Annotated in this window: 18 protein-coding genes; 11 read left to right on the forward strand and 7 right to left on the reverse strand. The window is 72.3% G+C overall.

What is annotated here, in order from left to right:
- Positions 1 to 70 precede the first annotated feature (70 nt).
- Together ACIRO3_RS12380 and ACIRO3_RS12385 are read right to left on the reverse strand one after the other, a co-directional pair.
- A complete protein-coding gene (locus tag ACIRO3_RS12380; protein WP_361782041.1) occupies positions 71 to 553 on the reverse strand; it encodes a DUF456 domain-containing protein in 483 nt (160 codons plus the stop codon).
- Positions 554 to 577: 24 nt separating this feature from the next.
- Entirely contained in the window at positions 578 to 1555 is a 978-nt protein-coding gene (locus tag ACIRO3_RS12385; protein ID WP_404136273.1) for a helix-turn-helix domain-containing protein, read from the reverse strand.
- Between the two features lie 200 nt (positions 1556 to 1755).
- On the opposite strand from ACIRO3_RS12385, the gene ACIRO3_RS12390 reads away from it, so the two are divergent.
- The 4 genes from ACIRO3_RS12390 (at position 1756) to ACIRO3_RS12405 (ending at position 9558) form a co-directional block, all read left to right on the forward strand.
- The gene (locus tag ACIRO3_RS12390; RefSeq protein WP_404135392.1) at positions 1756 to 5526 is read left to right on the forward strand and encodes a S8 family peptidase; all 3771 of its coding nucleotides are present in this window, start codon (positions 1756 to 1758) and stop codon (positions 5524 to 5526) included.
- Between the two features lie 102 nt (positions 5527 to 5628).
- The gene (locus tag ACIRO3_RS12395; RefSeq protein ID WP_404135395.1) at positions 5629 to 7194 is read left to right on the forward strand and encodes a protein phosphatase 2C domain-containing protein; all 1566 of its coding nucleotides are present in this window, start codon (positions 5629 to 5631) and stop codon (positions 7192 to 7194) included.
- A gap of 66 nt (positions 7195 to 7260) precedes the next feature.
- Entirely contained in the window at positions 7261 to 9003 is a 1743-nt protein-coding gene (locus ACIRO3_RS12400) for a pyruvate dehydrogenase (protein WP_361782033.1), read from the forward strand.
- A gap of 174 nt (positions 9004 to 9177) precedes the next feature.
- Complete coding sequence (locus ACIRO3_RS12405) at positions 9178 to 9558, forward strand: ATP-binding protein (protein WP_404135398.1); 381 nt, start codon at positions 9178 to 9180, stop codon at positions 9556 to 9558.
- Between the two features lie 54 nt (positions 9559 to 9612).
- Here the strand turns inward: ACIRO3_RS12405 and ACIRO3_RS12410 are convergent, their stop codons facing one another.
- Positions 9613 to 10674: a DUF2637 domain-containing protein gene (locus ACIRO3_RS12410; protein ID WP_404135400.1), complete on the reverse strand. Its 1062-nt coding sequence runs from the start codon at positions 10672 to 10674 to the stop codon at positions 9613 to 9615.
- Between the two features lie 192 nt (positions 10675 to 10866).
- Positions 10867 to 11733, reverse strand: a complete 867-nt coding sequence (locus ACIRO3_RS12415; protein ID WP_404135402.1) for a (2Fe-2S)-binding protein — start codon at positions 11731 to 11733, stop codon at positions 10867 to 10869.
- A gap of 156 nt (positions 11734 to 11889) precedes the next feature.
- On the opposite strand from ACIRO3_RS12415, the gene ACIRO3_RS12420 reads away from it, so the two are divergent.
- A complete protein-coding gene (locus ACIRO3_RS12420; protein WP_404136276.1) occupies positions 11890 to 12579 on the forward strand; it encodes a GntR family transcriptional regulator in 690 nt (229 codons plus the stop codon).
- An 87-nt stretch (positions 12580 to 12666) separates the two neighbouring features.
- Here the strand turns inward: ACIRO3_RS12420 and ACIRO3_RS12425 are convergent, their stop codons facing one another.
- Positions 12667 to 13443 (reverse strand): hypothetical protein, encoded by a 777-nt coding sequence (locus tag ACIRO3_RS12425; protein ID WP_366149809.1) that lies wholly within the window; start codon positions 13441 to 13443, stop codon positions 12667 to 12669.
- Between the two features lie 154 nt (positions 13444 to 13597).
- Positions 13598 to 15274 (reverse strand): PucR family transcriptional regulator ligand-binding domain-containing protein, encoded by a 1677-nt coding sequence (locus ACIRO3_RS12430; protein WP_361782020.1) that lies wholly within the window; start codon positions 15272 to 15274, stop codon positions 13598 to 13600.
- Positions 15275 to 15527: 253 nt separating this feature from the next.
- Here ACIRO3_RS12430 and ACIRO3_RS12435 point away from each other — a divergent pair, with 253 nt between their 5' ends.
- From ACIRO3_RS12435 to ACIRO3_RS12460, 6 genes are all read left to right on the forward strand, one after another.
- Entirely contained in the window at positions 15528 to 16424 is an 897-nt protein-coding gene (locus tag ACIRO3_RS12435) for a xanthine dehydrogenase family protein subunit M (protein WP_361782017.1), read from the forward strand.
- Between the two features lie 2 nt (positions 16425 to 16426).
- On the forward strand, positions 16427 to 17035 hold the full coding sequence (locus tag ACIRO3_RS12440) for a (2Fe-2S)-binding protein (RefSeq protein ID WP_361782014.1): 609 nt from the start codon (positions 16427 to 16429) through the stop codon (positions 17033 to 17035).
- A gap of 2 nt (positions 17036 to 17037) precedes the next feature.
- Positions 17038 to 19443, forward strand: coding sequence for a xanthine dehydrogenase family protein molybdopterin-binding subunit (locus ACIRO3_RS12445; RefSeq protein WP_404135407.1), 2406 nt, complete (start codon positions 17038 to 17040; stop codon positions 19441 to 19443).
- A gap of 361 nt (positions 19444 to 19804) precedes the next feature.
- Entirely contained in the window at positions 19805 to 21268 is a 1464-nt protein-coding gene (locus ACIRO3_RS12450) for an NCS2 family permease (RefSeq protein WP_361782008.1), read from the forward strand.
- Between the two features lie 79 nt (positions 21269 to 21347).
- Positions 21348 to 22511 carry an XdhC family protein gene (locus ACIRO3_RS12455; protein WP_404135412.1) on the forward strand — a complete coding sequence of 388 codons (1164 nt, stop codon included), beginning with the start codon at positions 21348 to 21350 and terminating at the stop codon, positions 22509 to 22511.
- 156 nt (positions 22512 to 22667) lie between these two features.
- Positions 22668 to 23906: a GNAT family N-acetyltransferase gene (locus ACIRO3_RS12460; RefSeq protein ID WP_404135415.1), complete on the forward strand. Its 1239-nt coding sequence runs from the start codon at positions 22668 to 22670 to the stop codon at positions 23904 to 23906.
- A gap of 86 nt (positions 23907 to 23992) precedes the next feature.
- Here ACIRO3_RS12460 and ACIRO3_RS12465 read toward each other — a convergent pair whose 3' ends face one another.
- Complete coding sequence (locus tag ACIRO3_RS12465) at positions 23993 to 26209, reverse strand: germacradienol/geosmin synthase (protein WP_404135418.1); 2217 nt, start codon at positions 26207 to 26209, stop codon at positions 23993 to 23995.
- Between the last annotated feature and the right edge of the window lie 233 nt (positions 26210 to 26442).

A 26442-nucleotide genomic window follows, 5' to 3' on the forward strand; every position in this document is an offset into this window, starting at 1 on the left:
GGCCGGGCCCCGATTCCGCCGGATCCCGATCCGCCGGGCCCCGATTTCAGCCGTCGACCCCGGGCCGTCCCTACGACGCGAGGACCGCGGCCAGCCAGGCCGCCACCACCAGCAGGCACGCGAACAGCTCCACCAACACGCTCGTCCCCACGGCCCGCATCACCGCCCGGACCGAGGTCCAGGCCTCCCCGCGCGTGCCCAGCCGCAGCCGCTCGCACAGGTAGATCCCGCCCACGAAACCGGGGACGGCGCCCACCACCGGCAGCAGGACGAAGCCCAGCAGCGCGCCCACGCCCGCGTACACCGCCATCCGGCGGGTGACCCCCACGCCCCGCAGCCGCCGGGGCGGCAACTGCCACTTCACCACCTGCACCACCAACAGCAGGGCCGTCGTGGCGACGAGCAGGGCCCAGGCGAGCGAGGACCGCATGTGCAGCGCCCACCACAGCACCCCCGCCCAGACCAGCCAGGTTCCCGGGACGCCGGGGACCAGTACCCCCAGCACCCCGAGCAGCAGCACCAGCCCCACCAGGAGCAGCTGAGGCAGATCCATCTGCCCAGCCTGACCGACCAGGGGCTATCGAGCCACCCAGCCCCGCTCGTACGCGTGCCAACCCAGCTGGAGCCGCGTGGTGACCCCGGACAGCTCCATCAGCCCCTTGACCCGCCGCTGCACCGTCCGCAGTCCCAGCTCCAGGTGCTTCGCCACGCTCGCGTCCGTCATGCCGGCCAGCAGCAGGGAGAGGATCTCCAGATCGACGGTGTCCGGTCCGCCCCCCGACTCCTCCGGGGAACCGGTGGAGCCCAGCCGCAGCGGCAACGCCTCCCGCCACACCGCCTCGAAGAGGCCCATCAGGGATTCCAGCAGGCCCGACGCGTGCACCACCAGTGCCGCCGGTTCCGCGCCCCGCGCCGTCAGCGGCACCATCGCCAGACTGCGGTCCGCGATCACGAGCTTCGTCGGGACCTGCCCCGCCACCCGGATCCGTTCGCCGCGCGCCAGGGCCGTCGACGCCTCGCGGATACCGCTCGGCAGGGTCAGCACCTCCCGCTCGATGACCACCCGGTACTCGACGCCGCGCACGGACGCCCGCTCCTCCGCCTCGTTGTCCATCCCCGTCATCACCTGCGGCCGGCCACTGACCAGCGCACACACCTCCTCCGCCGCGCCTAGCTGGAGCTGTACGAAGCGGTGCGCGACCGCGCTGGCCCCCGTCACCACCTCCACCAGGTCGTGGACCGCCGGCTCGGCGGCCTCCGCCCGGTACTCCTGCGCCAGCAGCGCCGCCGCCAGCTCCGCCTGCTCCAACTCGTGCCGCTGCTGCGTGAGCAGCGCCCCCAGCGCCACCCCGGGCGGGGCCGCCACCCAACGGCCGGGCCGGGCCGAGGACTGGGCCGCGAGGCCCTGCCGCTCCAGGTGCCGCAGCGCCCGTTCGGTCTGTGGCACGGGCAGCGTCAGCCGATGGGCCAGGTCGGGCACCTCCGCGGCCCCCAACGCCACCAGCGCGCGGTACGCCGACTCCTGGCCCTCGTCCAGGCCTATCGCACCCAGCAACCCGTTCACCCATCCTCTCGGCACCGTTCCTGGCGGGAAGCGGCCACGGCGCAAACCCGCCGCCGACATCATCGCCGTACCACCCGGCTCTCTGTAAAGGTGACGCCACCGCAGCACCACCATCCGCCGGTCGACAGCCACCCGCACGGCAACTTTGCCGTGCGATGGGGCAGTTGGTCGGAATTCACCTGGGGAGAGCGATGCGCCCGATATCGCGCACGGCGCTGGGAGCGGCCGTCGCGGCCGTCCTGGCCGCCACCGCCGTCGGCCCGTCCACGGCACAGCCGAGCGACGCGGTGACGGACAAGAGGCCGATCGTGGGGAGCGAGGCGGCCGGCCGACACCCCTCGGCGCCCCTCACCGTCACCCTCGTCACGGGCGACCGGATCCTGGTGTCCACCGACGCCACCGGCCGCACCGCCGCCACCGCGATGCCCCGTGAGGACGGCTCGCAGCCCGTGGTCCAGACCCGCCAGAGCGGCGAGGACCTGTACGTCTACCCCCAGGGCGCGATCGCGGCGCTCGCGGCGGGCACGGTCGACGAGGAACTCTTCAACGTCACCGGCCTGATCCGGCAGGGCCACGACGACGCGCACGCCAAGAGGCTCCCGCTCATCGCGGTCTACGACGGCTCCGTGAACGTGGCGCGATCCGCTCCGCCCGCACCGCGCGGCGCCGAGCGCTCCCTGGTCCTCCCCTCCATCGGCGGGGTCGCCCTCGCCGCCGACAAGCAGCAGGCCGCGGCCTTCTGGACGGACGTCATCCGCCCCGCCGGCGACCGCTCCCGCGCGGCCGGCGGCCTGAAGAAGCTGTGGCTGGACGGCCAGGTCCGGACGAACCTGGAGCGGTCCACCAAACAGGTGAACGCCCCCGCCGCCTGGGCCGCCGGCCAGGACGGCAAGGGCACCAGGGTGGCCGTCCTGGACACCGGCACCGACCTGGACCACCCCGACCTCAAGGGCCGCGTCGGCGCGTCTAAGAACTTCACCGACTCCGACACCGACGCCGACCGGCAGGGCCACGGCACCCACACCCTCTCCACCGTCGGCGGCTCCGGCGCGGCGAGCGGCGGAGCCAAGAGGGGCGTCGCCCCCGGCGCCGAACTGCTCAGCGGCAAGGTGCTCGACGATCAGGGTTACGGCCTCGACTCGTGGATCATCGCCGGCATGGAGTGGGCCGTCGAGAGCAAGGCCGACGTGGTCTCCATGAGCCTCGGCGACCCCTCGCGGACCACCTGCGACGACCCGATGAGCGCCGCCGCAGAGCAGCTCGCACGGACCTCCGGCACCCTCTTCGTGATCGCCGCCGGGAACTCCGGCCCCGGCAACAACACGGTGTCCTCTCCCGGTTGTGCCGCCGGCGTGCTGACCGTCGGCGCCGTCGACCGCGACGACACCACCGCCGCCTTCTCCAGCCGCGGCCCCGCCGGCCTCCAGCACACCCTGAAGCCGGAGATCGCCGCCCCCGGCGTCGGGATCTCCGCCGCCGCGATGGGCGGCCGCGGGGTGTACGCGTACCAGTCGATGTCCGGGACCTCGATGGCCACCCCGCACGTCGCGGGCGCCGCCGCCATCGTCAAGCAGCGCCACCCGGACTGGACGCCGCAGCAGGTGAAGGCGGCCCTCGTCGGATCCGCGAACACCAAGGTCCCCGGTGACGTCCGCCAGACCGGCGGCGGTCGGCTCGACGTGAAGGCTGCCGTCGACACCACCGTGACCTCCGCGCCGGCCGTGCAGGGCGGCGCGTACAACTGGCCGCAGGACCGGGCCGACCGTACGAGCGTGGACGTCCCGTACACCAACACGGGCAAGAGGGCGGTCACCCTGGACCTGGCCGTGGAGAAGGTCACCGGCAACGACGGCTCGGCCGTCCGCTCCCGGATCGCCCGCCTCGACCGGCGCACCGTGACCGTCCCCGCCGGGGCCACCGTCAAGGTGCCGTTGGCGCTGGAGCCCGACGCGAAGCTGGAGCGTTCCCAGTACGGGGACGTCACCGGCCGCGTGGTCGCCACGGCGAACGGCGTGCGCGTCGCCACCCCCTTCTCCCTGTACGTGCAGCCGCAGACCGTCACCCTGCGCGTCAAGCTGATCGACCGCGCCGGGAAGCCGGCCGGCGGGCCGTCCTCCCTGGACGTCATCGGCACCGACGACGCCAGTGGCGAGCGCCGCTTCAACGAGGGCGCCGCCGACCAGGTCTACCGGGTGCGACCGGGCTCGTACTTCCTGTCCGCCTTCGTCGGCACGCCCGACGCCGGCGGCACGGAGGATCCGCTCGTCGACTCCCTCACCTACCTCGGTCGCCCGCAGGTCGAGATCGTGAAGGACACCGTGATCGTGCTGGACGCCCGCAAGGCGGCCAGGCTCTCCATCGCCGCCGACAAGCCCACCGAGGGCCGTTCCACCACCCTCGCCTTCTCCCGCTCCTGGGACGAGTCCTGGCTGCACGCGGGCACCGCGCAGGGCGGCCGGTCCATACGCGGCTACTACGCCTCGGTCGAAGGGAAGGCCGAGGAAGGGGAGTTCGAGTTCGGCAGCTACTGGCGGGCCGCCGCGCCCCTGGTCTCCGAGCTGAAGGTGGCCGGCGGTCCGACGCTGCACCCGACCACCGCCTCCCTCGGCAGCGACAACCTCGACGGAGTCGGCTCCGCGCCCCTGGTGAACGCCGGCAACGGCACCCCCGAGGAACTGGCGGCGGTCCCCGCCAAGGGCGCGATCGTGCTGGTCAAGACCGTGGACGGGGCGCTCTACGAGGTCGCGGAACGCGCCAGGGCCGCCGGCGCCAAGGCCGTGCTCGCCCACCGCGACGCCCCCGGCCGCTGGATCGGCTTCACCGGCTACGCGGGCGGCGCCCTGCCGGCCCTGTCCATCGAGTCGGGCGAGGCCAAGGCCCTGCTGGCCAGGCTCGGCGCGGGCAAGGTCACGTTGAACTGGAAGGCCACCGCGAAGAGCCCGTACGTCTACAACCTGGCCCAGATCGAGAAGGGCGAGGTGCGCGGCGACCGCGCCTACCGGGTGCGCGACCGTGACCTCGGCGCCGTGGAGTCCACCTACCACGCCATGGGCGTCGGCGCGGACTTCGTCGATCTGGTCGGCGCCCACCGGCCGTTGGGCAACGCCGTCTTCTTCGGCAGCCTGGAGACCGTGGCCGTGCCCGGCAAGCGCACCGAGTACTACAGCGCCGGCGACACCGCCTGGGACCACCTGCTCTCCAGCAGCTTCCCCTGGGGGGAGTTCATGACCGACCAACAGCGCACCTACAGCAAGGGCGGCAAGCGCTCGGAGAGTTGGTACGACGCGGTGATCGGTCCGGTCGCCCCGCGGGACACCGCGGGCCGGCCGCTGCTCGCCGCCGAGCGTCAGGGCAACCTGATCGGCTTCGCCTCCGCCATGTGGGGCGACAGCGGGCACTACGCGCAGCCGGGTTCCTTCGGTGACGCCGGCGGCCTGGTGCTCAAACGCGACGGCGAGCAGATCGGGGACAGCTGGTACCCGTCCGGGGTCTTCGAGGTCCCGGCCGGGGAGGCCACGTACGAACTCACCCAGCAGGTGCAGAAGTTCGGGCAGCCGGCCCGTGCCTGGCAGCGCTCGCAGGAGATCCAGACCTCCTGGACCTTCCGTTCGAAGGAGGACGCCGCGCAGTACTCGCAGAGCCTGCCGATCCTCTTCCCGGCGATCTCGATCCCGGAGGACGGGATGAAGACCCTCGCCGCGACCGACGGCCAGACGATCCGCCTGGGCGTCACCGGGCACGCGGGCTACACGCCGGGCGCGCTGAAGTCCGCCGCGCTGTCCTACTCGTACGACGGCGAGAACTGGACGCCGGCCGAGGTGAGCGAGCGCCGAGGCACCTGGACCGCGGTCGTCGACCACGCGGGCGCCGCCGGCAAGCCGGTGTCGCTGAAGGTCGAACTGACGGACGCGAACGGCGCGTCCGTCACCCAGACGGTCGTGCGGGCCTACGACGTTCGTTAGCCCGTACGACTGAAGCGGAGGGGGTCCATCGGGCGGCGGCCCGGTGGGCCCTTTTCGCGCGTTCCGCGTTTTTCGCCGCCTCCGACGGCCGACAATGGGGGCATGAGTCAGCGGGGTGCGGACGACTGGTGGCAGAAGCTCTACGAGGACCCGGACGCGGTACCCGAACCCGATCCGGGGGACACGCTGGACCAGCGGTACCGCTCGGCGGTGGTCCTGGTCAAGGAGCCGGAGGCGGGCGCGGGGCACGGCGCGGCGCCCGGTCCGGGGCCGGTGGACACGGCCGCACCGTCCGACCGGGCCGGCGCGGTACTGCCCGCCCAGCGGCGGGAGGCCGAACCGGAGCGGGAGCCGGCGGGAGCCGGACCCCGGGGAGCGGACACCCCGCTACCCCCGCCCCCGCCACCCCCGGCGCCTGCGCCCCCACCCCCACTGCCGCCGCCCCCACCGCCCCCGGCGTACCCGCCCCCGCCCCCGCCCGCGATGCGGGACCCGCGGACGGCCGGCGCCACCGGCTACGCCCTGGGCGACGTGGTCGTCCCGCCCGCCGAGCCCGAACCGGCGTGGACCCCCGAACCGGCACCCCCGGCGCGCCCGCCCGAGCTGCCCGTCCGCGGCCGGGGGGCCGGACTCCGCGAGGAGCCGCCCTCCGCCGCGCCCGCCCCGGCGGCGGAACCCGTCCGGGAGGCGTCGTCGGCGCCCGGGCCCGCGCCCGCAGGTGAACCCGCGCCGCAGCCGCCCCGGGAGCCGCGCCCGCTCCAAGGCGCCCCCGCCGACCGGCCCGAGGTGCGCCACCTCGGGGACCGGGCCCCCACCTACAACGCCGAACCGGGAGCGCTGCCCCCGGCCGACCCCGCCGCCCTCGACACGCTGACGCCCGACACCGTGCTGGAGGGCGCCCGCCACGGCACGTACACCCTGCGCGCCGCGTCCCTGCGCGGGGACTCCGCCCGGTTCCGGGGCGAGGCCCGGCGGGACTCCCTGCTCACGGCGCGCTTCGGCAGCGGCGACGCCGCCCTGGTGCTGGTGGTGCTCGCCGGCGGGGACCGGGCCGCCCCCGGCGCGAAGGAGGCCGCCGCCGAACTGTGCCACGCGGTCGCGGCGGCCGTCGGACGCAGCCACGAGCGGCTGTCCGACGACGTCCGGGCCGGGCGGCGCGAGGCCCTGCGCTCCGGTCTCCAGCGGCTGACCGACCGGGGATACGGCCGCCTGCGAGCCCGGGCCGCGGAACTGGGTCACCCCGAGGAGTCCTACACGGCGGGGCTGCGCGGGGTTCTGCTGCCGGTGGACCCGCAGTGCCGCAACCGGGTGTGCTTCGGCGCGGGCGCGGGCGGGGTCTTCCGGCTCCGGACCGGCCGGTGGCAGGACCTGGAGCCGGGCCGGGCCGCCGGCCCGGGGCGGACCGAGCCCGGCGAGGGGTCCCCCGAAGCCGGCGGGAGCAACGGGTTCCTGTTCCGCGCGTCCGTGGCCCGGCCGGGGGACACCCTGCTGCTCTGCTCCGGTGGGCTCGCGGACCCGATGCGGGAGGAGGGCCTCCTTTCGGCCGAACTCGCCGCCCGCTGGTCCGAGGGGGAGCCGCCCGGCCTGGCCGCCTTCCTCGCGGACGCCCAGCTCCGCCTCAAGGGGTACGCCGACGACCGGACGGCCGCCGCGGTCTGGGAGGCGTAACGGCGCGGAACGTGCGTGGATGGAAGGCGCACCGGGCAGTGCCGAACCGGAAAGGGCGCCCCTTCCATGGCCAAGCAGAACGTGGCGGAGCAGTTCGTCGACATCCTCGTGCGCGCCGGCGTACAGCGGATGTACGGAGTCGTCGGGGACAGTCTGAACCCCGTCGTCGACGCCATCCGCCGTACCGACGGCATCGAGTGGATCCAGGTACGACACGAGGAGACGGCCGCCTTCGCGGCCGGAGCCGAGGCCCAGATCACCGGCAGGCTGGCCGCCTGCGCCGGCTCCTGCGGCCCCGGCAACCTCCACCTGATCAACGGGCTCTACGACGCCCACCGTTCGATGGCCCCGGTGCTCGCACTCGCCTCGCACATCCCCTCGGGCGAGATCGGACTCGGTTTCTTCCAGGAGACCCACCCCGACCGGCTGTTCACCGAGTGCAGCCACTACAGCGAGCTGATCTCCAACCCGCAGCAGATGCCCCGGGTGCTCCAGAGCGCCATCCAGCACGCCATCGGCCGCAGCGGCGTCGGGGTGATCGCGCTCCCCGGCGACATCGCCTCGCTCCCCGCCCCCGAGAAGAGCGTCGAGCACGCCCTGATGACCGCGCGGCCGACCGTGCGGCCCGGCGACGGGGAGATCGAGAAGCTGGTCCGGCTGATCGACGAGTCCGACAAGGTGACGCTCTTCTGCGGGAGCGGCACGGCCGGCGCGCACGCCGAGGTCATGGAGTTCGCCGGCCGGGTCAAGGCCCCCGTCGGCCACGCGCTGCGCGGCAAGGAATGGATCCAGTACGACAATCCGTACGACGTCGGGATGAGCGGACTGCTCGGCTACGGCGCGGCCTACGAGGCCACCCACGAGTGCGACCTGCTGATCCTGCTCGGCACGGACTTCCCCTACAACGCCTTCCTCCCCGACGACGTGAAGATCGTCCAGGTGGACATCCGCCCCGAACACCTCGGCAGGCGCTCCAAGCTGGACCTCGCCGTCTGGGGAGACGCGCGGGAGACCCTGCGGGCCCTGAACAGCCGGGTGAAGGTCAAGACCGACCGGCGCTTCCTCGACCGGATGCTCAAGAAGCACGCGGACGCGCTGGAGGGCGTCGTCAAGGCGTACACCCGGAAGGTGGAGAAGCACACCCCCATCCACCCCGAGTACGTCGCCGCGGTGCTCGACGAACTCGCCGACGAGGACGCCGTGTTCACCGTCGATACGGGCATGTGCAATGTGTGGGCGGCGCGCTATCTTTCCCCGAACGGCAAGCGGCGCATCATCGGCTCCTTCAGCCACGGCTCCATGGCCAACGCACTGCCCCAGGCCATCGGCGCACAGTTCACCGATCGCAACCGTCAAGTGGTCTCCATGTCGGGTGATGGCGGTTTCTCGATGCTGATGGGAGATTTCCTCACCCTCGTGCAGTACGACCTACCCGTCAAAGTGGTCCTCTTCAACAACTCGGCTCTCGGAATGGTCGAGTTGGAGATGATGGTTTCCGGCCTGCCCTCGTACGGAACCACGAACCGCAACCCCGACTTCGCGGCCATCGCCCGCGCGGCCGGTGCCTTCGGGGTGCGGGTGGAGAAGCCCAAGCAGCTCACGAGTGCTTTGAAGGACGCGTTCCGGCACAAGGGACCCGCTTTGGTGGACGTGGTGACCGACCCCAACGCCCTGTCGATCCCGCCGAAGATCAGCGCCGACATGGTGACCGGTTTCGCACTTTCCGCCGGCAAGATCGTGCTGGACGGCGGAGTGGGTCGCATGCTCCAAATGGCTCGATCCAACCTCCGCAACGTTCCGCGCCCCTGAGTCCGAAGGAGTGCGGATTTCCCTGGGGGGCATGCATCCCGTAGGCCTGTTCGAGAGACATGGACACGGGGGAGGTACATCGCCGTGCGGGTGGGGGCGAAGATCGGAAAGCCATGGAAGAGAGGGCGGCCGGAGCCGCGTGAACCGTCCACCGGGGACGGCGGCGCGGTGGACATGTCGGGGATCACCCGCAGCGTGCGCCGGGCCGACCTCAAGGCAGTGAGCGAAGTACGCCGGGCGTTACGGGAGTTGATGCGGCACCGGTGCCGATCCGACGCCGCCGACGTGGCGGAGCTGCTCATCACCGAGCTGGTGACCAACGCCCTGGTCCACACCGAGCAGGGCGCGGAGGTGTCCGCGAGCCTGGCCGCCACCCGCTTGCGGGTCGAGGTCCGCGACTACGCCTCCCGCCGGCCCCGACCGTACGTACCGTCCGCCGACGACGGTACGCACGGCAGGGGGCTGGTGCTGGTGCAGGAACTCGCCGACGAATGGGGTGTGGACACCCTGGCGCGCGGCGCCGGCAAGGTGGTCTGGTTCGAGCTGGAGGCGTGAGGGCCGCCCCGGGCGCGCACGGCGCCCGGGGCGGCCCTCGGACGATGCGGTGGATCAGCCGAACTGCTGCTCCAGATCCTTGAGTTTGCGCTCCAGGGAATCGAGTCGGGGGATGGTCTGGGTGTCGTCCTCGGCGGTCAGGTCCACCGTCCGGGGGCCGGTCACCTCAAGGGGGTCGCTTGCGTTCACGGCCTGCAGGGAGGGTCGGCGGCGCAGCGGCAGCTGTCCTGCTTCCGGTATGGCCGGCGGCTCCGCGCCGACCGGCGCGGAGCCCGTTGCGGGGGCCGGCCCCGGAACGTCGACCTGACGGGCGCGGGCCCGTCCGAACGCCCGGTTCTGCCGGCCCAACGCCTTGATGTGGGCGCGGTCCAGACGGTGCTGCTCCCGCCTGCGGTGCCGGTCCTGCTCCTTCTCCTTCTTGTCCTCGCGCACCTCGTCCACGGCCTCGTCGAGGGTGCGCACGCCCTCCAGCAGCATCAGCGACCAGGCGCCGAACGTCTCGCGGGGGGCCCGCAGCCAGCGGACCATCCGGATCTGCGGCAACGGCCGCGGGATCAGGCCCTGTTCGCGCAGCGCCGCCCGGCGGGTCTGCTTCAGGGCCCGGTCGAAGAGCACCGCCGCGGAGAGCGACATCCCGGAGAAGAACTGCGGGGCGCCGTCGTGACCCATGCCGCGCGGCGCGTGCACCCAGTTGAACCAGGCGGCCGCGCCCGCGAACAGCCAGACCAGCATGCGGGAGCCGAGGGCGGCGTCGCCGTGGCTGGCCTCGCGGACGGCCAGCACCGAACAGAACATCGCGGCGCCGTCGAGACCGAAGGGGACCAGGTACTCCCAGCCGCCGGAGAGGTTCAGGTTCTGTCGGCCGAAGCCGACCAGCCCGTGGAAGGAGAGGGCGGCCGCCACCGCCGCGCAGCAGAAGAGCAGGACGTACGAGGCGGTCCCGTACACGGCTTCCTTGCGCCGGCGCCGCTCCTCGCTGCGCTCCCAACTGTCCTCGGCCGCCGCCTTCTCGCTCTCCCGCTTGCCCCGGGCCAGTACCGCCACTGCCGCAAGTACGCCCAGGATCAGGAGGCTGCCGGGCAGCAGCCAGTCCAGCGATATGTCGGTCAGTCTCATGCGGATGTCCCTTGCCTCGCGTATGCGGCTTTCCGGGCGCCATAGTGGCGCAGTCGGTCGGCCGCACACGCGGGTTTCGGGGCAAGTGGACGCCAACGGGGTGCCGGGCCCGTCGGATAGGGTGTTGTGGTTCGAACGCCCGCGCGCACGCCCTGGGTCGGGTTCGAATCGTGTTCACCCGCGCGGGTGGGTTCAGTCGGTCGGGGGCGCCTCGACCGTCGCCGTCATCCTGGCCACGCGTTCGGTGTCGCAGGTGCGGGGACAGGTCACGCAGGCGTCGTCCGGCCGGATCGTGTAGAAGAAGCAGCAGCCGGCCCGGTCCCGGGTGGTGAGCTGCTCGCCGGCGGGGCCCGTCAGGGTGCGGAAGCCCGCGCCGCCCGTGTACGGGGCCGTGGAACCGGGCAGCAGTGCCTCCAGCTCCGCCCTGACCCGCGACTCCTCGCCGAGCAGCTCCCCGACGTACGAGAGGCCCTCGACCACGTCGTCCGTCACGATGCCCCACAGGGCGCGCCGGCCGCGCCGCATGCGCGGGCCGAAACCTTCCAGCACCGGTTCGAGGTGTCGGGCCACCGCGGACCGCACCTCCGCGCGCAGCGCCTCCTCGTCGGGCACGACCCGGGCCCCGGGGAGAGCGGCCGCCGGATCGTCCGGCAGGCAGGCGAATCCGTCGACGCGTACCGCCATCCGGCCCGTGGTCCGGTGGAAGGCCACCTGGTCGGGGGCCGGCCGGGGCACCCGCCGGTGCAGCAGCCACGGAACGGTGATCAGCAGACAGGCCGGCCAGGCGTACCGGTGCAGGCCGAAGCCCGCGACGACGTCGGGCCGGGCCTGGTGGCCGTAGTCCCGGAGCACCTGGGCGTCGTCCCAGGCGAGGTAGGCGTCGAGAGGCGCCCCGCCCGCCGCGAGCTCGTCGGCGCCGACCCATCCCACACCGCGAGGTCGGGGTTCGTGCGCCGAGAGCTCCGTGATCCGCAGGCCGTCGTACACCTCGGCCAGGCGTTGATAGGCGTCCGCCACCGGAGAGCCGGCCGGGGCGGGTGCCAAGGTCTGGACGGGCATCGTGGACCACCGAATCGAGCGATCGTTAGAAGGTTAGCCTTACCTTATCCGATCATCGCGCGATCCGTATCACCGACGTTCCCGCCGGGTCGCCTATTCTCGGAACAGGTCGAGACCCCCAGGAGGGACCGAGTGCAGGAAGCGGCCCACACCGGGGTGTCGGAAAAGGCGTCGGGACAGACGGCGGGGCAGGCGTCGCAGCAGGCCGTCGTCGCGCCGCGGAAGGTGCTGCGCCATTCGGTGCGCGGACAGATCCTGGACGCGTTGCGCGCCGCGCTGATCGACGGGGAACTGGCGCCGGGGGAGATCCACTCGGGCCCGGCACTCGGCGAACGGTTCGGGGTCTCGGCGACCCCGGTGCGCGAGGCGATGCAGCAGTTGGCGCTGGAGGGGGCGGTGGAATGCCTCCCGAACCGGGGCTTCCGCGTGCTCACCCGGACCCCGCGGGCCCTGGCGGAGCTGGCCGAGGTGCGCGCCCTGCTGGAGGTCCCGGTGATGCTGAGGCTGGCCGGGACCCTGTCGGCCTCGGTCTGGGACTCCCTGCGACCGGCCGCGGCGGCCACCGCGGAGGCGGCGGCGGCCGGCGACCTCCCCGGCTACGCGGACGCGGACCGGGCCTTCCACCGGGCGGTGCTCTCCCTCGCCGGCAACGAGCAGTTGCTCCAGGTGGCGGAGGACCTCCACCGTCGCGCCCAGTGGCCCCTGCCCGGCGCCCCCCGCATGCGCCGCGCGGACCTGGTCGCCGACGCGGCGCAGCACGTGGCGCTCCTGGACGCCCTGATCGCGGGGGACCCGACCGTGGTGGAGTCCCTCGTACGCGAGCACTTCGCGGGCGCCGCCGGCTGACGAACCGGCCGCGCGCGCCCCGGGGCCGGCGGAGCCGGCGAGGCCCCGCCGCCGGTCCGGGGACGGGGCGGGCGGGGCCGGGCCGGATCAGACGGCCGGACTCGGCTGGAGCTGGTCCGCCAACCAGGTGGGGATGCCGCCCAACAGGTGGAACAGGCGCCGGGCCTCCGCCCTCAGCCGCGCCGCCTCCGGTTCGGGCTCCGCCTCCGCCAGGGCGGCCAGCGCGGGGGCGGTACCGATCAGGAAGCCCAGGTCCTCCCGGATCCGCAGGGACTCCGCGAACCCCTTGCGCGCCTCGGCGACCTCGCCGTCGCGCAGGGCCAGCGCGGCCAGGTGGCGCCACGTGAACGACAGCAGCAGGGTGTCGTTGTGGGCCACGGCGCCCGCGTGGGCCCGCCGGTACGCCGGCAGGGCCGCCTGCGGGGCGTCCGCGAGGTGCTCCGCGACCAGACCCCGGCGAAAGTCCAGGAGCGGCCGGGTGCGGGACCCCGGCGAGAGCAGGGCCGCCGCGCGCCCCAGGGCGGAGCGGGCCTCGTCGGCGCGGTCGCGCACACCCAACACCGTCGCGGCGTAGGCCAGATGGCCCCGCTCGCAGGCGGCGGCGCCGCGTTCGCCGTCGTCGTGGGCCACGGCCTCCGCGATCCGCAGGGCGTCCTCGGCCTCCGCCCAGCCCTGGCCGGTGAACAGGCAGCGCTCGACGAGCAGCGCGGTGCGCTGAACGGCGGCGCCCGCGTCGTGTACGTGTGGTGTCAGCAGGGCCGCCGCGTCGGTCCAACAGCCGCGCGAGCGCAGCCGCCATATCGCCCGCTGGAGAGGGTCGTCCCCCCCTGTAGAACCGGCACCGGACATGGCGGTATCCGCCACATTGCCCTCCCCAAAGCAACCAAGCAGCACGTCTTCGAGCCCTGGGGCGAAATGAGAGCACGGATCGGCGGCTCCGGCCAAGGGGTCGGGTGAACTCTTTCACAAAGTCCGGACGGCTCGTCAGTGGCCTGCGACGACCCCTTGGCGTGATTCCTCAGCTCATGCGCAGTGCGAGGAAGAAATCGAGCTTGTCCTCCAAGCGCGACAGGTCCCGGCCCGTCAACTGCTCGATTCGCCCGACCCGGTACCGCAGCGTGTTGACGTGCAGGTGCAGCCGCGTCGCGCAGCGGGTCCACGACCCGTCGCAGTCCAAGAACGCCTCCAGGGTCGGAATCAGCTCCGCCCGGTGGCGCCGGTCGTAGTCCCGCAGCGGATCGAGCAGCCGGGCCGTGAAGGCGCGGCGCACGTCGTCCGGCACGAACGGCAGCAGCAGGACGTGCGAGGCCAGCTCGTGGTGTCCGGCGGCGCACACCCGGCCCGGGCGGGCGGCGGCGACCCGGCGGGCGTGCCGGGCCTCCTCCAGGGCGCCGCGCAGGCCCTCGGCGGAGTGCACGGCGGCGCTGACGCCCAGCGTGAGCCGGCCGTCGTCGGCCAGGCCGGCCGCCAGGGGCTCCCGTACGGTCGTCAGGAGCACGTCGGCGTGCAGGGCCGGATCGGGGCCCTTGTCCTCGCCGGAGTCCCCGGAGAGCGCGGGCAGCGGCACGAGGGCGATCGCCTCGTCACCCGCGTGGGCGACCGCGATCCGGTCGGAGGGTTCCGGTCCCGACAGGGACGGGTCGACCAGGATCTCCTCCAGCAGCGACTGGGCCACCGGTCCGCCGGCGATGTCGACGCCCTCCCAGTCCACCCGGGCCACCACGACCTGCCAGTGCGGGGCCGCGCCCAGCCCGGGCAGCAGCACCGGGGCGGCCACCCGCAGGCGGGCGGCGATCTCCGCGGGCGGGGCGCCCGTCTGCACCAGCTCCAGCACCTCCTGGGCCAGACGGCGGCGCACCGTGCGGGCCGCGTCACGGCGGTCCCGCTCGACCGCGATCAGTTGGGTGACGCCCTGGAGCAGGTCCAGCCGCTCGGCGGGCCAGTCGCCCGCGTCGGCCTCGACGGCCAGCAGCCAGTCGGACAGCACGCTCTCGCGCACGTCGCGGGCCGCGGGGCCGGTTCCGCGGCCGTGTCCCCTGATCGGGAAGAGGGAGTACGTAATACCCTGAATCGAGATCCGGTGCGGTCCCCTGCGGCCCGTCCGGACCGCCGCGAGGTGCTCGCCCGCCAGTGCCGCGCAGACGCCCGGTGCCAGCGGCTCGCCCGCGCCGGCGATCTGCCGGCCCGTGGGCGAGAGCACCCAGGCCCGGAGATCGAGGTCGGTGGTGAGCAGATCCAGCACCACGTCGGGACCGCCACCGGCAGGACCGGAGGTCATGAGCCGGCGGTGGCGGTCCACGACGGCCGCGAGGTCGCCCGCACGCTCGCCGGAGACCTGCCGCACCACGTACTCCGTGATGGTGGCGAATGCAACGTCCTCGTTCACGGCGAACAGGGGCAGCCGGTTGCGCAGACAGGCCGAGACCAGATCATCGGGGATGTCGCCCAGCTCCGCCTCGCCCGCCGCCAGCCCGGCGACCCCCGCGCTCGCGAGGATTCGTACGAACGGCTCGGAGTCGGCCGAATTCCTTCGCCATGCCAGGCCAGTGAGGACGAGTTCGCCTCCGGAGAGGTACCGGCTGGGATCGCGCAGGTCGGTCGTCATGACCCCGCGGACCGTCCGGTCCAGCTCCTCCTCACCGCCCAGCAGCCGCAGCCCCAGCGCCTCGGTTTCCAGCAGTGCGCGCAGCCGCATGATGTCGCCGCCGATCTGTCTCGATGTTGCCGTTGGAAATCGGGCAGGTCGTCGCATCCTGCCTTTCATACGAATCTACAAGACGAGGGAGGTCCCCAGCCAACTCCTTCATGGTTTCGGTGACTGCACCCGGGGGACGCGCGGCTTGTGTACTGACTCCACACCGCGTTAACAGCACGTGAACGACCAGTCGAGGGCCATTGGGCCTCCTGGCTTGAAGTGAACGACACGATGAAGAAGAAGAGAGCCGCACATGGACTTCCTTCGCCCCGCCAGCTGGGAGGAGGCGCTCGCCGCTAAGGCCGAGTTCCCCACAGCTGTGCCGATTGCGGGTGGCACCGATGTGATGGTCGAGATCAACTTCGACCACCGTCGGCCGGAGTACCTCCTGGACCTGAACCGCATCGGTCTGCTGCGGGAGTGGGAGGTCGGCGAGGATGTTGTCCGGCTCGGCGCTTCCGTCCCGTACACGCAGATCATGGAAAACCTCCGCACGGAGCTGCCCGGTCTCGCGCTCGCCTCGCACACGGTCGCGTCCCCGCAGATCCGCAACCGCGGCGGTGTCGGCGGCAACCTCGGTTGCGCCTCGCCGGCCGGTGACGCCCACCCCGCGCTGCTCGCGGCGGGCGCCGAGGTCGAGGTGGAGTCCGTACGCGGCACCCGCCTCATCCCGATCGACGAGTTCTACACCGGCGTGAAGCGCAACGCGCTGGCCGCCGACGAGCTCATCAAGACCGTCCACGTCAAGAAGGCGGACGGCCCCCAGCAGTACTCCAAGGTCGGCTCGCGCAACGCGATGGTCATCGCCGTCTGCGCGTTCGGCCTGGCGCTGCACCCGCAGACCCGGACGGTCCGCACCGGCATCGGATCGGCCGCGCCGACCCCGATCCGCGCGAAGGCCGCCGAGGAGTTCCTGAACGCCGCGCTCGAAGAGGGCGGCTTCTGGGAGTCCGGCAAGGTCATCACCCCGTCGATCGCCAAGCAGTTCGGTGACCTCGCCTCCGGCGCGGCCAACCCGATCGACGACGTCCGCGGCACGGCGAAGTACCGCCGTCACGCGGTCGGCATCATGGCTCGCCGCCAGCTCGTCTGGACCTGGGAGCAGTACCGCGGCACCGAAAACGGCCGCTCGCTTGAAGGGGCTGCGTAATCATGCGCGTCAATTTCACTGTCAACGGCCGTCAGCAGGAAGCCGACGACGTCTGGGAGGGCGAGTCCCTCCTCTACGTCCTGCGCGAGCGCCTGGGCCTGCCCGGTTCGAAGAACGCCTGCGAGCAGGGCGAGTGCGGTTCCTGCACCGTCCGTCTCGACGGCGTGCCGGTGTGTTCCTGCCTCGTCGCCGCGGGCCAGGTCGAGGGTCGCGACGTCGTGACCGTCGAGGGCCTGGCGGAGTTCGCCAAGCAGCGCGAGGAGCACGGCCACGGCGGTGCCTGCGGCACCGGCGGCGGCTGCGGCTCCAAGGGCGGCGTCACCCTGGACGCGGCCAAGCAGTGGCAGGCCAAGCCCGGCGACTCGCAGACCGGCGAGGGCGTGGAGCTCTCCAACATCCAGCAGGCGTTCATCGACGCCGGCGCCGTCCAGTGCGGTTTCTGCACCCCGGGCCTGCTGGTCCAGGCCGACGCGCTGCTGGAGGAGAACTCCTCCCCGTCCGACCAGGACATCCGTGAGGCCCTGTCCGGCAACCTCTGCCGCTGCACGGGCTACGAGAAGATCCTCGACGCGGTCCGCCTCGCGGCCGCCCGTCAGTCAGAGGCGGTCTGACCATGGCTCAGAACACGCGCACGGTTCCGGCGGGCACGCCGACCAACGTCACGCAGAACCACACCAAGGGCGGCATCGGCGAGTCCACGCTGCGCCCCGACGGCACCCTCAAGGTGACCGGTGAGTTCGCGTACTCCTCCGACATGTGGCACGAGGACATGCTGTGGGGCCAGACGCTCCGCAGCACCGTGGCCCACGCCGAGATCATCTCGATCGACATCTCCGAGGCCCTGGCCCTGCCCGGCGTCTACTCCGTGCTCACGTACGACGACCTGCCGGCCGAGATGAAGAACTACGGCCTGGAGATCCAGGACACCCCGGTCCTCGCCAACGGTCGGGTACGTCACCACGGCGAGCCGGTGGCCCTCGTGGCCGCCGACCACCCGGAGACCGCCCGCCGCGCGGCGGCCAAGATCAAGATCGACTACAAGGAGCTTCCGCTCGTCACGGACGAGGCCTCGGCCATCGCCCCCGACGCGCCGCTGATCCACCAGGGCCGCGACGACCACCACTCCGGTCACGTCCCGCACCCGAACATCGTGCACCGCCAGCCGATCATCCGCGGCAACGCGGACGAGGCCGCCAAGCGCGCCGACGTCATCGTCAAGGGTGAGTACACCTTCGGCATGCAGGACCAGGCCTTCCTCGGCCCGGAGTCCGGTCTGGCCGTGCCGTCCGAGGACGGCGGCGTGGACCTGTACGTGGCCACCCAGTGGCTGCACTCGGACCTCCAGCAGATCGCCCCGGTCCTGGGCCTGCCGCCGGAGAAGGTCCGCATGACGCTCTCCGGCGTCGGCGGTGCCTTCGGTGGCCGCGAGGACATCTCGATGCAGATCCACGCCTGCCTCCTGGCCCTGGCCACGAACAAGCCGGTCAAGATCGTCTACAACCGGTTCGAGTCGTTCTTCGGCCACGTGCACCGTCACCCGGCGAAGCTGTACTACGAGCACGGCGCGACCAAGGACGGCAAGCTCACGCACATGAAGTGCAAGATCGTCCTGGACGGCGGCGCGTACGCGTCGGCCTCGCCGGCGGTCGTGGGCAACGCCTCCTCGCTGTCCGTCGGCCCGTACGTGATCGACGACGTCGACATCGAGGCCATCGCCCTCTACTCGAACAACCCGCCCTGCGGCGCGATGCGCGGCTTCGGCGCCGTCCAGGCCTGCTTCGCGTACGAGGCCCAGATGGACAAGCTCGCGGCGAAGCTGGGCATGGACCCGGTCGAGTTCCGTCAGCTGAACGCCATGGAGATGGGCACGATCATGCCCACCGGCCAGGTCGTGGACTCCCCGGCGCCCGTCGCCGAGCTGCTGCGCCGGGTCAAGGCCCGCCCGCTGCCGCCGGAGCGCCAGTGGGAGAGCGCCGGCGAGGGCGCGGACGTCCGCGCGCTGCCCGGCGGCCTGTCCAACACCACCCACGGCGAGGGCGTCGTCCGCGGCGTCGGCTACGCGGTCGGCATCAAGAACGTCGGCTTCTCCGAGGGCTTCGACGACTACTCCACCGCCCGCGTGCGCCTGGAGGTCATCAACGGCGAGCCCGTCGCGATGGTCCACACGGCCATGGCGGAGGTCGGCCAGGGCGGCGTCACCGTGCACGCCCAGATCGCCCGCACGGAGCTGGGTGTCACGCAGGTGACCATCCACCCGGCCGACACGCAGGTCGGCTCCGCCGGTTCCACGTCCGCCTCGCGGCAGACGTACATGACCGGTGGCGCCGTGAAGAACACCTGTGAGGCCGTCCGCGAGGCCGTTCTGGAGATCGGCCGCCGCAAGAACGGCTCGTACCACCCCGCGTGGGCGACCGCCGAACTGCTCCTGGAGGGCGGCAAGGTCGTCACCGACGGCGGGGAGGTGCTCGCCGAGCTGGCGGACATCCTGGAGGGCGAGGACGCGATCGACCTGGAGCTGGAGTTCCGGCACAGGCCGACCGTCGCCTTCGACCTGAAGACCGGCCAGGGCGACGGCCACGTCCAGTACACGTTCGCCGCGCACCGCGCGGTGGTCGAGGTGGACACCGAGCTGGGCCTCGTCAAGGTCGTCGAGCTCGCCACCGCCCAGGACGTCGGCAAGGCGCTGAACATGCTCTCCGTCGTCGGCCAGATCCAGGGTGGCACCACCCAGGGCCTCGGCGTGGCGATCATGGAAGAGATCATCGTGGACCCGAAGACCGCGAAGGTGCGCAACCCCTCCTTCACGGACTACCTGATCCCGACCATCCTCGACACCCCGACCATCCCGGTCGACGTCCTGGAACTCGCCGACCCCAACGCGCCGTACGGCCTGCGCGGCATGGGCGAGGCCCCCACCCTGTCGTCCACCCCGGCCGTCCTCGCGGCGATCCGGGCGGCGACCGGCCTGGAGCTCAACAAGACGCCGATCCGTCCGGAAGCCCTCACCGGCACCCTCTAGGACGGCGTGCTCCGGGGGCCGCGAGGCCCCCGGACCCCCAGCTCTCCGGGCGGTGTGACACGGGAACGTCACACTTGCCGACCGCACCGCCCGGAGTTGGAAAGTCCGGAATACGAAAAGCCGCTCCGCTCGCGGTCCGTTCCACCGGCAGTACCCCCACGCACCACCCACCGCCGTAAGGCACCACCACCCCGGAGCCTCCGGCAGTACCGCGAAACCCCGCTGTACCCGCAGTTCACGCAGTGCACCTTCGCGTCGCCTCGGGCCGTCACCCCGGGTCGTGCAGCCAAACGCACCATCCCAAATCCCGCATCTCCAATCTCCAAGCGGGTGCCCCTTTGAACCTTGGGAGTTAGGCACCATGACCCAATCGTCTGTGGAGCCCAAGACCACCGCGGAAGAGGCCGGCGACGGCTCTCGTCCCCCCGCCGGGCGGTCTTGGCTCGATCGGTACTTCCACATAACGCACAGAGGATCCAACGTCGGCAACGAGGTTCGTGGCGGTATCACGACCTTCATGGCCATGGCGTACATCCTGCTGCTCAACCCGCTGATCCTCTCCGGCAAGGACGTCGCCGGAAACACCATGGCCCCCGCGGCCCTGATCACGGCCACCGCCTTCGCGGCGGCCCTGACCACGCTGCTCATGGGCTTCGTCGGCAAGGTGCCGCTCGCCCTCGCGGCGGGGCTCTCGGTCTCCGGTGTCCTCGCCTCGCAGGTGGCGCCGCAGATGACCTGGCCGCAGGCCATGGGCATGTGCGTGATGTACGGCGTGGTGATCTGTCTCCTGGTCGTCACCGGCCTCCGCGAGATGATCATGAACGCGATCCCCCTCGCGCTCAAGCACGCCATCACCATGGGCATCGGCCTGTTCGTCGCCCTCATCGGACTCGTGAAGGCCGGCTTCGTCGGCGCGGGTCCCGAGTTCGGCCCCCCGGTGCAGCTCGGCGCCGTCGGTGAGCTCGCCGGCTGGCCCGTCCTGCTCTTCTGCGTCACCCTGCTCGCCATCTTCATGCTCCAGGCCCGCAAGGTCCCCGGCGCCATCCTGATCGGCATCGTGGGCGGCACCGTCCTCGCCGCGATCCTGAACGCCATCGTCGACATCGACCCGAAGGCCTGGAAGAACGGTCCCCCGGAGCTCTCCGGCTCCGCGGTCTCGATGCCCGACTTCTCGCTGTTCGGCAAGGTCGAGTTCGGCGGCTGGGGCGACGTCGGCGTCATGACGATCGGCATGATCGTCTTCACGCTCGTGCTCGCCGGCTTCTTCGACGCGATGGCCACCATCATCGGCGTCGGCACCGAGGCCAAGCTCGCCGACGACCAGGGCCGCATGCCGGGCCTGTCCAAGGCGCTGTTCATCGACGGCGCCGGTGGCGCCATCGGTGGCGTCGCGGGTGGCTCCGGCCAGACCGTCTTCGTCGAGTCCGCCACCGGTGTCGGTGAGGGTGCCCGTACGGGCCTCGCCTCCGTCGTCACCGGCCTCTTCTTCGCCGCCTGCCTCTTCTTCACCCCGATCACGCAGATCGTGCCCGGCGAGGTCGCCTCCGCCGCCCTGGTCGTCATCGGCGCCATGATGATGCAGAACGCCCGCCACGTGGACTGGGCCGACACGGCCACCGCGATCCCGGTCTTCCTGACCGTCGTGATCATGCCGTTCACCTACCAGATCACCGCCGGCGTCGCCGCCGGTGTCATCTCCTACGTGGCCATCAAGGTCGCGCAGGGCAAGGCCCGCGAGATCGGTGCCTTCATGTGGGCGCTGACCGGCATCTTCCTGGTCTACTTCGCGCTCCACCCGATCGAGGGCTGGCTCGGCGTCGGCTAGCCGACCCGGACCCCTCCGTACCAAGCCGCATTCTCCACGTATCCGATACTGGAAACCGAACCTCTCCGAGGAGGCCCGCATGCTGGACATCGCCGAGGAACTGAACCGGTGGGTCGAGCAGGGACGTGACTTCGCCGTCGCCACGGTCGTGGCGGTCGGCGGGAGCGCGCCCCGGCAGCCCGGAGCCGCCCTCGCCGTCGACGGCGAGGGGACGGCCATCGGCTCGGTCTCCGGTGGATGCGTGGAGGGTGCGGTGTACGAACTGTGCCGGCAGGCGCTCCAGGACGGGGAGCCCGTCCTTGAGCGCTTCGGCTACAGCGACGACGATGCCTTCGCCGTGGGTCTGACCTGCGGCGGGATCATCGACATCCTCGTCACCCCGGTCGCCGTGGACTCTCCCGTCCGGGAGGTGTTCGCGGCCGCGCTGGCCGCCGCCGCCCGCGGGGAGGCGGCGGCGGTGGCCCGGATCGCCGAGGGCCCGGCCGAGCTGATGGGTCGCGCCGTGGTCGTCCGCGGCGACGGCGCCTTCGAGGGCGGCTTCGGGGGACACCCCGAGCTCGACCGCACGCTCGCCGAGGAGGCCCGCGCCATGCTCGACGCCGGCCGGACCGGCGTGCTGGAGGTCGGCGCGGACGGCCGGCTGTGCGGGGAGCCGCTCAAGGTGCTGGTCGAGTCCAGCGTGCCTCCCCCGCGGATGATCGTCTTCGGTGCCATCGACTTCGCCTCCGCCCTCGTGCGGATCGGCAAGTTCCTCGGCTACCACGTCACCCTGTGTGACGCCCGGCCCGTGTTCGCCACGAAGAACCGTTTCCCCGAGGCGGACGACATCGTGGTCGACTGGCCGCACCGCTACCTGGAGGCCCAGGCCGACGCGGGCGCCGTGGACGCCCGGACCGTCCTGTGCGTGCTCACCCACGACGCCAAGTTCGACGTCCCCCTCCTCGAACTGGCCCTCAGGCTTCCCGTCGCCTACGTCGGCGCCATGGGCTCCCGCCGCACCCACGAGGACCGCAACGAGCGGCTCCGCGAGGTCGGCGTGAGCGAGATCGAACTCGCCCGGTTGCGCTCCCCGATCGGCCTGGACCTCGGCGCCCGCTCCCCGGAGGAGACCGCGCTGTCCATCGCCGCCGAGATCGTCGCCAATCGCCGCGGCGGAACCGGCGCCGCGCTGACCGGTGCGCACATCCCGATCCACCACGACGGATCGAGGACCGTGGTGGGGCGGATAGGCTCCGTCGCTTGAAGAGCCGGTCCCCTGGCCGGCCCGGCCGCCGGTCCCTCCGCCGGCCCCGCGCGATCCGACGGCTCCGCGCCCCGCGCGAAAGGGGCCCCGGGCGGGACGTTCGGATCCGGCCACTATGGGGTGACCGGTCCGCGATGACCGATTAGTCTCCGGATCATGGTGGACATCCGTGAGGTACCCGAGGCCGAGATCGACCGCGCTCTGGAGCTCGCCTACCTGGTCTTCCACGACCGCCCCGAGCGCGACCGCCGCGCACTCCACCACGCCCTGCTGACCCGGTGCGCCCGCGTCGGCGCCTACGACGGGGACGCGCTGGTCGGATTCATGGCCGCGCACGACTTCCGGCTCTCGGTGCCCGGCGCGGACCTCGCCTGCCCCGGACTCACCTTCGTCTGCGTCGCCCCCACACACCGCCGCCGCGGCGTCCTCACCGCGCTGATGGACGCCCGACTGCGCGCGTCCGCGGCCGCCGGCCACCCGATCGCCGCACTGTGGGCCTCCGAGGCCGCCATCTACGGCCGCTTCGGCTACGGCGCCGCCACCGAGGGCGTCACCATCGAGATCGACTCCACCCGACCGCTGGCCCTGCGCCTCGCCCCGGACCGGCGCCCGCTGCGGCTGATCGACCCCGCCGACGTCCCCGACCTGGTCGGCCCGTACCACGAGGCCACCCGGGCCACCCGGGCCGGGCGTCCGAGCCGCAGCGCGGAGCGCTGGGCCGACGAATGGCTCGGCGAACGGGACGAGGAGGACGAGGAGTTGAGCCCGCCCCGGACCGTCGTCCTGGGCGAGCCGGGCGAGCCGATCGCGGGGTACGTGCTCTACCGCACCAAGTCCGCCCCCGCGGCGGGCGACGGCCGGCCCCACGGCCGGGGCCTGGTGCGCGTGGACGAACTGGAGGCCGACACCCCGGCGGTCGCCGCGGCCCTGTGGGAATGCGTCTCCTCCCTCGACCTGACCGGCAGGGTCTGCGCGTGGGGCCGCCCGCTCGACGACCCGCTGTTGCACTTCGCCGCCGACCGGGACCAGGTCCGCGTCACCGCCCGGTTCCCGGCGCTGTGGCTGCGCCTGGTCGACGTACCGGCGGCGCTGACCGCCCGGGCGTGGGCCGCGCCGGTGGAACTGGTGCTGGAACTTTCCGACGCGCGACTGCCCGCGAACGCCGGGCGGTACCGGCTCAAGGCGGGCCCGGACGGGGCCGCCTGCGAGCCCGCCAGGGCCGCCCCCGACCTGGTACTGGACGTGCGCGAACTGGCCGCCTGCTACCTGGGCGGCACCCGGATCGGGGAGCTGGTCGCCGCCGGGCTGGTGGAGGAACGGGTCCCGGGCGCGGCGGTCGCGCTGGACGCGGCGCTGCGGACCGAACTGCTCCCGCACACCGCGGACGAGTTCTGAGCGGGCGCGCCGGCGCAGCCGCGCGACGGGCGGCGGGAGGGAGCGGCGGGCGGGGGCGGGCGAGCGGACCGCCCCCGCCCGCCGGGTCAGCGGGGCAGTGAGATCCGGGCGGCGGACATCCCGAAGCCGTCGCTCCAGGCGCCCGGACCCAGGCCCACCGGCAGCTCGTACAGGTCCTCCGGCCGGTAACGGGCGATCTTCTCGTGCCAGTTGAGGATGCCCACGTGCCAGTCCTTGAGCTCGGCGACGTACGCGTCGAGGGCGGTCCGGGCCTGCGCGCCCAACTTCCAGTCGTCGTAGAGCAGCGGCATCTGGGTCGCGACGATGTGCTCGAACTCCTCGGTCCGTTGCGTCATCAGCGCGTGGCAGATGTGCAGGGCCTCCGGATAGTCGATGTCGAAGAAGTTCCGGGTGACGAGGATGTAGTTGTGCACCTCGCCCTCGACCTCCACCTCCTTCTGGTAGGAGTAGATGTCGTTGATCATGCAGGCGGCGTCGGCGACGGCGTTCTCCAGCGACCGGATGGTGCCGGAGGCGTAGATCTCGTCGGGGATGCCGCGGTCCTGGTGGCCGAGCCGGCACAGGTACATCGTGAGGTGGGAGCCGAAGGTGTGTCGGCGCATCTCGGCGTAGTCCACCGGGTCGGGGATGCGGTTCAGCACCTGGTTCTCCACCTCCCACAGCCAGCTGTTCAACATGCTCACCAGCGTCGCCCGGAACTCCGTGCGCTGCCCGGGGGACATGCCCGCGCTGGTGCGCACCCACAGGTCGCCGAGCCCGCGCTCCATCGCCGTCGACGGCTGCGCCTGCTCGGCGTGGTCGACGGGGATCATGGCGATCAGCCGGGCGGTGGTGGCCTTGGCCGCGGTGAGGTTCTTGGCCTGGGCGAAGACCACGGGGTAGTAGTCGTCCCCGTACGTGCCCCAGCTCAGCCAGCACGCGTTGAGGGCCAGGGCCTGCGGGGTGGCGTCGGGGTCGATCCCGGCCGAGCAGACGGCGAAGTCGTAGCCGCGCAGCTTGCGTTCGGACCAGATCGCCGAACCGGGGTCGCCGGGCTGCGGGTCGAGCATGCCCATCGCCTTGCACCAGGCGACCGACTCCTCGCGGGCGTGCGCGAGGTGCGGGCTCAGTGAGAGCCGGTGGGGCATGTAGATGTCGGGGATGACCGAGGGTCCGGTCTTCTCGAACGGCACGTGGGTGAAGGAACGGCGGCGCAGGTCCATCGAGCGCGGTGTGAACAGGGAGCGGACGTCGAGGGCGGTGGTGCCGAGTCCCTCGGGCATGAAGGGCAGGCTGAGCGGGGCGGTGGCCCGGGCCTCCTTGTTCATGTAGCGGCTGGAGACCATGTGCCACTCGTGGCCGCCGGACTGCCAGTCCTGGAGGCCCTTGGCGTAGGCGAGGACGGCGGCGACCTCTGCCGGGTTCATCGCGTGGTCGACGAAGAGCTGGGGCAGCTCGGCGAGGGCGGTCTGCTCGAACTGGTGGAGGCGGGAGGTGAGGAGGTCGTTGGAGGCCTCGGCGGCCTCCTGGGTGGAGCACCCGAGGAAGGTCTCCAACACGAGGATGGCGTTGGAGAGTTCGCCCTCGTCGGCGACCTCGCGCTGGTAGGAGAAGATGTCGTTCCTGATGTGCACGGCGTCGGAGAAGGCGTCGCGCAGCACCGCGAGCGGCCGCGCGTGCGCGACGCGCGCCGGGACCTCGGCGCTGACGTACTCGATGAGGCCGGCCGACCAGGGGGCGCCACCCACCTTGCGGCGCATCTCGATGTATTCGAGGGGGTTGGCCACCCGCCCGATGTTGATGTTGGCGAGTTCCCACATCGACTCGTTGAGGAGGTTGCGGGTCGATTCGCAGAACCGTTCCCGCCAGTCCGTCGACATCGCGGGGACGGTCCGCAACCACAGGTCCTTCAGGCCCGCCTCCACCGGGTTGGTCGGCTCGGGGAACCCGTGGGAGAGGTCCATCGGCATGAAGGCGGCGAGCCGGTCCAGGTACGCCTTGGCGCCGTCCCGGTCCTGGGAGCGCTTGTACATCTCCAGGAAGTGGTCGTCGAAGAAGAAGACCCACACGTACCAGTCGGTGACCAGGTTCAGCGCGTCGACGTCGCAGTCGGGGTGCGTGTACGAGCACAGCAGGGCGTAGTCGTGCGATTCGAGGTCGCTCTCCTCCCAGACGCCGGACCCCTCCAACATCTCGAAGTCGCGGGCCCACTGCCTGGTGTGGGTGCGCGCGGCTTCCAGATGGGGGTTCAGTCGCGCCGGATAAGGCACGTAGAAATCCGGCAGTTGAAACGGCTGTGTCACGGCGGGGTAGGCCTTTCGGTCCGAGGGTGCGAAGGGCCCGTGGCTGCGGCCCCCCGCACGAGATCAGCAGGCCCCTACCCCGGTCGTGGGAGGGACAAGGGGGAGTTCACCGCTTCAGGTGACGTGAGCGCCGTTCCCCGGCGCGGGGCGCCGGCGGGGGATAGGGCGCCGGGCGGGCCGGAAAGGAACGCGTCCTCCCCGCCCGACGACGGGCGGGGAGGACGTTCGTCGCT

The organism is Streptomyces sp. NPDC102278, assembly GCF_044766345.1.
GTDB lineage: Bacteria > Actinomycetota > Actinomycetes > Streptomycetales > Streptomycetaceae > Streptomyces.